The organism is Aeromonas allosaccharophila (genome assembly GCF_000819685.1).
Classification (GTDB): Bacteria; Pseudomonadota; Gammaproteobacteria; order Enterobacterales; family Aeromonadaceae; genus Aeromonas; species Aeromonas allosaccharophila.
In genome coordinates this window covers 1-5,929 of sequence record NZ_CDBR01000045.1, presented here as the reverse complement: position 1 = coordinate 5,929, position 5,929 = coordinate 1, and the positions used below count along the sequence as shown (strand labels likewise).

The 5,929-nt window shown below is 60.8% G+C and carries 6 protein-coding genes, 1 tRNA gene and 1 pseudogene; 7 read left to right on the top strand and 1 reads right to left on the bottom strand.

Annotated elements, in window-relative coordinates:
- Nucleotides 1–23 precede the first annotated feature (23 nt).
- Nucleotides 24–107, top strand: a tRNA-Leu gene (locus BN1115_RS09420).
- 197 nt (nt 108–304) lie between these two features.
- Here the strand turns inward: BN1115_RS09420 and BN1115_RS09415 are convergent.
- Entirely contained in the window at nt 305–2,137 is a 1,833-nt protein-coding gene (locus tag BN1115_RS09415) for an SLC13 family permease (RefSeq protein WP_042656945.1), read from the bottom strand.
- A gap of 263 nt (nt 2,138–2,400) precedes the next feature.
- Here BN1115_RS09415 and pnuC point away from each other — a divergent pair, with 263 nt between their 5' ends.
- The 6 genes and pseudogenes from pnuC to BN1115_RS22220 form a co-directional block, all read left to right on the top strand.
- Nucleotides 2,401–3,117: a nicotinamide riboside transporter PnuC gene (gene pnuC, locus BN1115_RS09410; RefSeq protein WP_042656944.1), complete on the top strand. Its 717-nt coding sequence runs from the start codon at nt 2,401–2,403 to the stop codon at nt 3,115–3,117.
- A 3-nt stretch (nt 3,118–3,120) separates the two neighbouring features.
- Nucleotides 3,121–3,846, top strand: coding sequence for a nucleoside phosphorylase (locus tag BN1115_RS09405; protein WP_042656943.1), 726 nt, complete (start codon nt 3,121–3,123; stop codon nt 3,844–3,846).
- 105 nt (nt 3,847–3,951) lie between these two features.
- Nucleotides 3,952–4,623, top strand: coding sequence for a Crp/Fnr family transcriptional regulator (locus BN1115_RS09400; protein ID WP_042656942.1), 672 nt, complete (start codon nt 3,952–3,954; stop codon nt 4,621–4,623).
- Between the two features lie 42 nt (nt 4,624–4,665).
- Nucleotides 4,666–4,989 carry a N(4)-acetylcytidine aminohydrolase gene (yqfB, locus tag BN1115_RS09395; protein WP_042656941.1) on the top strand — a complete coding sequence of 108 codons (324 nt, stop codon included), beginning with the start codon at nt 4,666–4,668 and terminating at the stop codon, nt 4,987–4,989.
- A 67-nt stretch (nt 4,990–5,056) separates the two neighbouring features.
- Nucleotides 5,057–5,458: a DUF1622 domain-containing protein gene (locus BN1115_RS09390; protein WP_082034822.1), complete on the top strand. Its 402-nt coding sequence runs from the start codon at nt 5,057–5,059 to the stop codon at nt 5,456–5,458.
- A 326-nt stretch (nt 5,459–5,784) separates the two neighbouring features.
- Nucleotides 5,785–5,929, top strand: a pseudogene (locus BN1115_RS22220) (IS110 family transposase); the annotation flags it as partial.

The following is a 5,929-nucleotide window of genomic DNA, read 5'->3' as shown; positions in this document are numbered from 1 at the left end:
CCGTCATAGCCACCATTAATATTGCGGAAGTGGCGAAATTGGTAGACGCACCAGATTTAGGTTCTGGCGCCCTAGGCGTGAGAGTTCGAGTCTCTCCTTCCGCACCATTAATAGCAGTACCAAACAGACCAGCTAACGCTGGTTTTTTTGTATCTGACATTTGTCTCTCTGGTTGTCTCTCATCCCTGTATCACTCCCTCTTCGCCTTAACGCCACCCTTCACTGATTCCGAGCACGCCTTGCCACTCTCGCCATAAAAAAGCGGCCCGCAGGCCGCTGGTGCACACATTCATCATCCCGGTTATCAGAACGGGAAGAACCAGGGGATCGCCACCACACTCACCGCCATCACCAACAGGGTGAATGGCACCCCGATACGGATAAAATCGGCAAACTTGTAGTTGCCCGGCCCCAATACCAGGGTATTCACCGGTGACGAGACCGGCGTCATAAAAGCGGCCGAGGCGGCGATGGCAATGGTCATGGCAAACGGATAGGGCGATACCCCCATCTGCTGGGCCGTGCCCAGCGCAATGGGCGCCATCAGCACTGCGGTGGCGGTGTTGGAGATAAAGAGCCCGATCACCGCGCAGAGGGCAAACAGGCTGGCCAGCATGACCCGCGGCCCCATCTCCCCTACCGCATTGATCAGACCACCGACGATCAGATCCACCCCGCCGGTTTTTTGCAGCGCCAGCGCAAAGGGGAGCATGCCGACGATGAGGATCAGGGTCGGCCAGTGGATCGACTTGTAGGCACTCTCCATATCGATGCAGCGAAACTTGCCCATCAGCAGACAGGCGATCAGCGCGGCAATCACGTTGGGCACCGGATCGGTCACCATCAGCAGGATCATCACTCCAAGACAGAAGAGGGCATGAATAGCCTGGCTGCGGGCGGGGGCCATCTCGTCCACTTCGGCGGGCAACCCCATCAGCAGAAAATCGCGGCTATGGGTCTGCAACTGTCTGATGTGGCTCCAGTTCCCTACCACCAGCAGGGTGTCCCCCATCTGCAGCAGCTCGTCCACCAGCTTGCCTGCCAGTGCCTCACCGTCGCGGCGCAGCCCCACCACGCTCAGACCATAGCTGGAGCGGAAGGTCACCTCCCGCACGCTTTTACCCAGCAGCTTGGACTCGGGGATCAGCGACACCTCGGCCATCCCCACCTCCCGCGCCTGATCGGAGAAATACTCCCCGCGCAGGATCATCGGCTCGAGCCGTGCCTCGCTGCAAAACGCCCGCACATCCACCTCGGGATCTGACATGTCGATCAGCAGCACATCCTTGGCCTGAAATTCACTGATCCCCGACACCGGCACCATCACCCGGCGGAACTTGCGCCAGCGCTCCACCCCGATGACGTGGGCACCATAACGGGCGCGTAGTTGCAGCTCGTCCAGGGTGTGACCAATCAGCGGGGAGTCAGGCCGCAGCGCCAGACGACGAGCACGGCCGGCCAGCCGGTAGTCTCGGATCAGATCGCGCAGGGTGCGGCGCCCGGTCGGCTTGCCCTTACCCTCTTCCCCCTCGCCCACCAGGGAGCCGCGCACCAGCAGCATGTAGAGGATGCCCAGCCCCAGGATCAGCACGCCCATGGGGGTGAAATCGAAGAACCCGAAACCATGTATGCCGTGGCGCATCAGCTCGCTGTTGACCACCATGTTGGGGGGCGTGGCCACCAGCGTCATCATGCCGCTGATCAGCCCGGCAAAACCGAGGGGCATCATCAGGCGACCGGCCGGGATCCCCATCCGGTTCGCCACACTCAGCACCACCGGGATAAAGATGGCCACCACCCCGGTGCTGCTCATCACAGCCCCCAGACTTGCCACCGCCACCATCAGCAACACCAGCAGCTTGGTCTCGCTGCTACCCGCCACCTTAACCAATGCATCCCCCACCTGATAGGCGATGCCGGTGCGCACCAGCCCCTCCCCCACCACAAACAGGGCGGCAATCAGGATAACGTTGGGATCGCTAAAGCCCGCCAGCGCCTCCGGCAGGGTGAGGGTGCCGCTCAGCACAAAGAGGATAATGATCAACAGAGCGACCACGTCCATGCGCACCTTGTTGGTCATAAAGAGATAGATGGCGCCAGCCAGCAGACAGAGCACCCAGACAAGCTCGGAATTCAATACAACCTCCTTTTATCACGTGATTCTCCTCCCGGAGAGTGGACTCTATCAGACCACAGCCATGGCGCTATCATCTTGCTACATATCAATAAAGTCCGGCCCATCGGGACCCCATAACCCATCACTGCTGGAATAACCGGGCAGCAGCGGCGATTTCTTTGATATGGGCCAAGTACGGGGCGGACAAAAGTCCTGCCCCTCCTCCTCCTCACCCCTTAGAATGGCGCCCTCGCATACTAACCCTCATGTCCAAGGATCAGAAAATGAGCATATTCGAGCTGTTCAGCATCAATAACACGCTGGTGACCATACCGCTGGGTGGCGGCTATGCCATGTCATGGATTGAAGCCATCGGCACCCTGTTCGGGCTGGCCTGTATCTGGTTCGCCAGTCAGGAGAAGACCATCAACTACCTGTTTGGCCTGATCAACGTCAGCCTGTTTGCCATCATCTTCTTCCAGATCCAGCTCTACGGACTGTTGATGTTGCAGCTGTTCTTCTTCTGCGCCAACGTCTACGGCTGGTACGCCTGGACCCGCCCGGCCAACGATCAGGGGGATACCCTGCAGATCCGCTGGCTCAGCAAATCCAAACTGATGGTGACCGCCGCCGTGAGCGTGCTGGCCATCGCCCTGTTGACCCGCTATATCGACCCGGTCTTCGCCACCCTGGCGCGTACCTCGGTCTCCCTGCTCAACCTGTTTGGTGCCAACCTTGCCACCCCCGAGCCCTCCCCCGATGCCTTCCCGTTCTGGGATGCCAGCATGACGGTGCTCTCGGTGGTAGCCCAGATCCTGATGACCCGCAAATACGTGGAAAACTGGATCCTCTGGGTCGTCATCAACATCATCAGCATCGGTGTCTATGCCGCGCAGGGCGTCTATGCCATGTCGCTGGAGTACCTGATCCTGCTGTTTATCGCCGCCAACGGCACCCGCCTCTGGGTGATTGCCGCCAAGCGCCAACCACAAGGTCTGTAAGCCATGACGTTATTACCCCATCTGCAGTGCCGCCCCGACCAGATTGCCGAGCGGGTGGTGCTGTGCGGCGACCCGGCCCGGGTTGATCGCATCGCCAGCCAGCTTGAACAGTGTGAGGTGCTGGGGCAAAACCGGGAGTTTCGCCTCATCAACGGCCGCTATCAGGGGCTGCCCATCACGGTCTGCAGCACCGGCATCGGTGGCGCCTCGGCCATCATCGCGCTGGAGGAGCTGGTGCAAGCCGGTGCCCGCTCGCTGATCCGGGTCGGCTCCGCTGGTGCCCTGCAACACGACATCGGGCTAGGCGACCTTATCGTGGTAGAAGGCGCTGTGCGCAATGAGGGGGCCTCACAGGCCTATCTGCCTGCCGAGTACCCCGCCTGTGCCGATATCTGGCTGCAGGCCGCCCTGCTCAACCATGTGGCCACTGGCAGCCAGCCTTACTGGCACGGGCTGGTACGCTCCCACGACAGCTTCTATCGGGATGACGAGCAGGAGGTTTGCCGCTACTGGCATGCCCGTGGCGTGCTCGGTGCCGATATGGAGACCGCCTCCCTGCTGACCGTGGGGCGCCTGCGCAAGGTGCGGGTGGCCGCCGTGCTCTGCAACGTGGTGCTGTTCGAGCAGGATGTGCAGCAAGGGGTGGCGGACTACGCCAGCGCCGAACAGGCGATGATGGCCGGTGAGCAGCACGCCATCGCTGCCGCCCTCCACGCGTTGGCGCAATAAACGGCAAACCGTTAACTGCGGCACATCCGCTACCGTGCGGGCTGGTATCCGGCCCGCACTCTTGCTAGCCTCATGGCCCTCGTCATCCGGTGCGACAGGCAAGTCATGCAGCAACAGCCCTACCCCCTCGGCCGTTTTCACGCCGAACTCCAGCAGCTTGAACCCCGCTTTGCCGCGGCGCTCGACGCCTGCACCCTGTTTCTGCGCCGCTACCTGCCGGGCGAATTGATCATGCGCCAGGGGGAGCAGAGCGAGCAGCTCTATCTGGTCGAACGTGGTCGGGTCTCCCTCAACAGCACGGTGCACTCGGGCCGCAGCTTCCAGCTTGGCGAAATAGCCTGCCACAGCCAGATCTTCGGCGAGATGGAGTTCTTCAGCGCCACCCCGGTGCAGTGGAACGTGGTGGCCGAGACCGAGCTGGATGCCCGGGTCATCTGCGCCCACAAGCTGGCCCAGCGACTGCTGGCCGAACCCGAGCTAACCCTGTTCTTTGCCGCCGCGCTCGCCAGCGACTATCTCGATACTCTGGAGATCACCACCAGCCGCCTGCTCCACCCCATCGCCTACAACATCGCCTATGAGCTGTGGCGTGAGCGGCAGCGCACCCCGATGCTGGGGTCACGCAAGCGGGCCCACGAGGCGGCGCGCTTTGGCACCACCGAGCGGGTCTACCGCCGCGCCCTCAAGGAGCTGATCGAACAGGGGATCGTCTGCGAAGGGGCCGAGGGCCCCGCCATCGCCGATCTGGCCAGGCTGCGCACCTATCTCGACCTTTGATGTCTACTCACCCAATTTCGATTCACCCTGTCAGGAGTTACCATGTCAGCCCATTCCTATCCCGAATTCACCTTCTTCAGCCGCTTCGTCGCCGATATTCAGGCGGGCCGCAAGACCATCACCATACGCGACGAGAGCGAGGCCAACTGGCAGCCCGGCCAGCGGCTGGCGCTGTTCACCAACCCGGAACACCAGCCCTTTGGCACCATCGAGGTGCTCTCCGTCAATACAGTGGCCTTCGATGAACTAAACGACGAGCACGCCCGTCAGGAGAACATGAGCCTCCCCGAGCTGAAAGATGTGATCCGCGATATCTACCCCGCTCTGCCGCCGCTCTATGTGATTGAATTCAAACTGATTGCCTGAGCCGGATTTGGCCTTTGCCGAGCAATATGTTAATAGTATCCTCTTTTGAATCAGGGAGGTGACCCGAGTGTTTGAGATAGCGAGCCTGCGAGAGGGCATGATGCACGGGGTCGAGCTGTTCCAGCTGCTGCTGGAGATCATCTCCATCGCCTGTGTGGTGATAGGGCTTGGCAAGACCCTCTGGCTGGCGGCAAGAGTGCGGGATCACCAACCCGGCTTTCCGCGCATTCGCCTCTGCTTTGGCAGCTGGCTCATTCTGGCGCTGGAGTTCCAGCTGGCCGCCGACATCCTGGCCACCACGGTGGCGCCGAGCAAGGAGGAGCTGATCCGCCTTGCCATCATCGCAGTCATCCGCACCTTCCTGAACTACTTCCTCGGCAAGGAGCTGGAGGCGCAGGCGGAACGCCAGCAAGAGAAGGTAGAGCGCCAGCAGGAGCCAAACGCCGAGCAGGCCGGGGCCACCCGATAACGGCTCATGCCACAGAGCAGATGAGTAAACCGCCATCCCGACCACGCCCGTGACTCGGGATGGTACCTTTGTGACCCTCCCCTCACTTTTGGCAATCAGCCAATAATGGAACCCTTTTCAAGACTTCCCCTGCCCTGTTGAGTGCCCGCTCATCTGCGTAAGATAGAAAATCTCTTCCTCCAACCGGCCAAGCTGATGAACCTGCAACCCCGCCACACACCCGATATCGACCTCGATAGCTAATGGGATGGTCGCCCCTCCCCAAGACGGCATCTGAGTGCCAAAGTGGCGAATGTAAGTTCCCACTGATGAGAGAGGCGACCACCATGAAGGCTACGACTATCGGCATTGATCTGGCAAAACATCTCTTCCAATTACATGGCGTTGATCAACATGGCAAGACGGTCCTCAAGCGACAGTTGAAGCGGGATCAGATGCTCTCATTCTTTACCAATCTTCCTCCTAGCCTGA

Bases quoted from the DNA above. Each gene is read 5' to 3' on its own strand.
- yqfB (WP_042656941.1), top strand. From the start codon at position 4,666: ATGTCAGCCCATTCCTATCCCGAATTCACCTTCTTCAGCCGCTTCGTC.
- BN1115_RS09400 (WP_042656942.1), top strand. From the start codon at position 3,952: ATGCAGCAACAGCCCTACCCCCTCGGCCGTTTTCACGCCGAACTCCAG.
- BN1115_RS09405 (WP_042656943.1), top strand. From the start codon at position 3,121: ATGACGTTATTACCCCATCTGCAGTGCCGCCCCGACCAGATTGCCGAG.
- pnuC (WP_042656944.1), top strand. From the start codon at position 2,401: ATGAGCATATTCGAGCTGTTCAGCATCAATAACACGCTGGTGACCATA.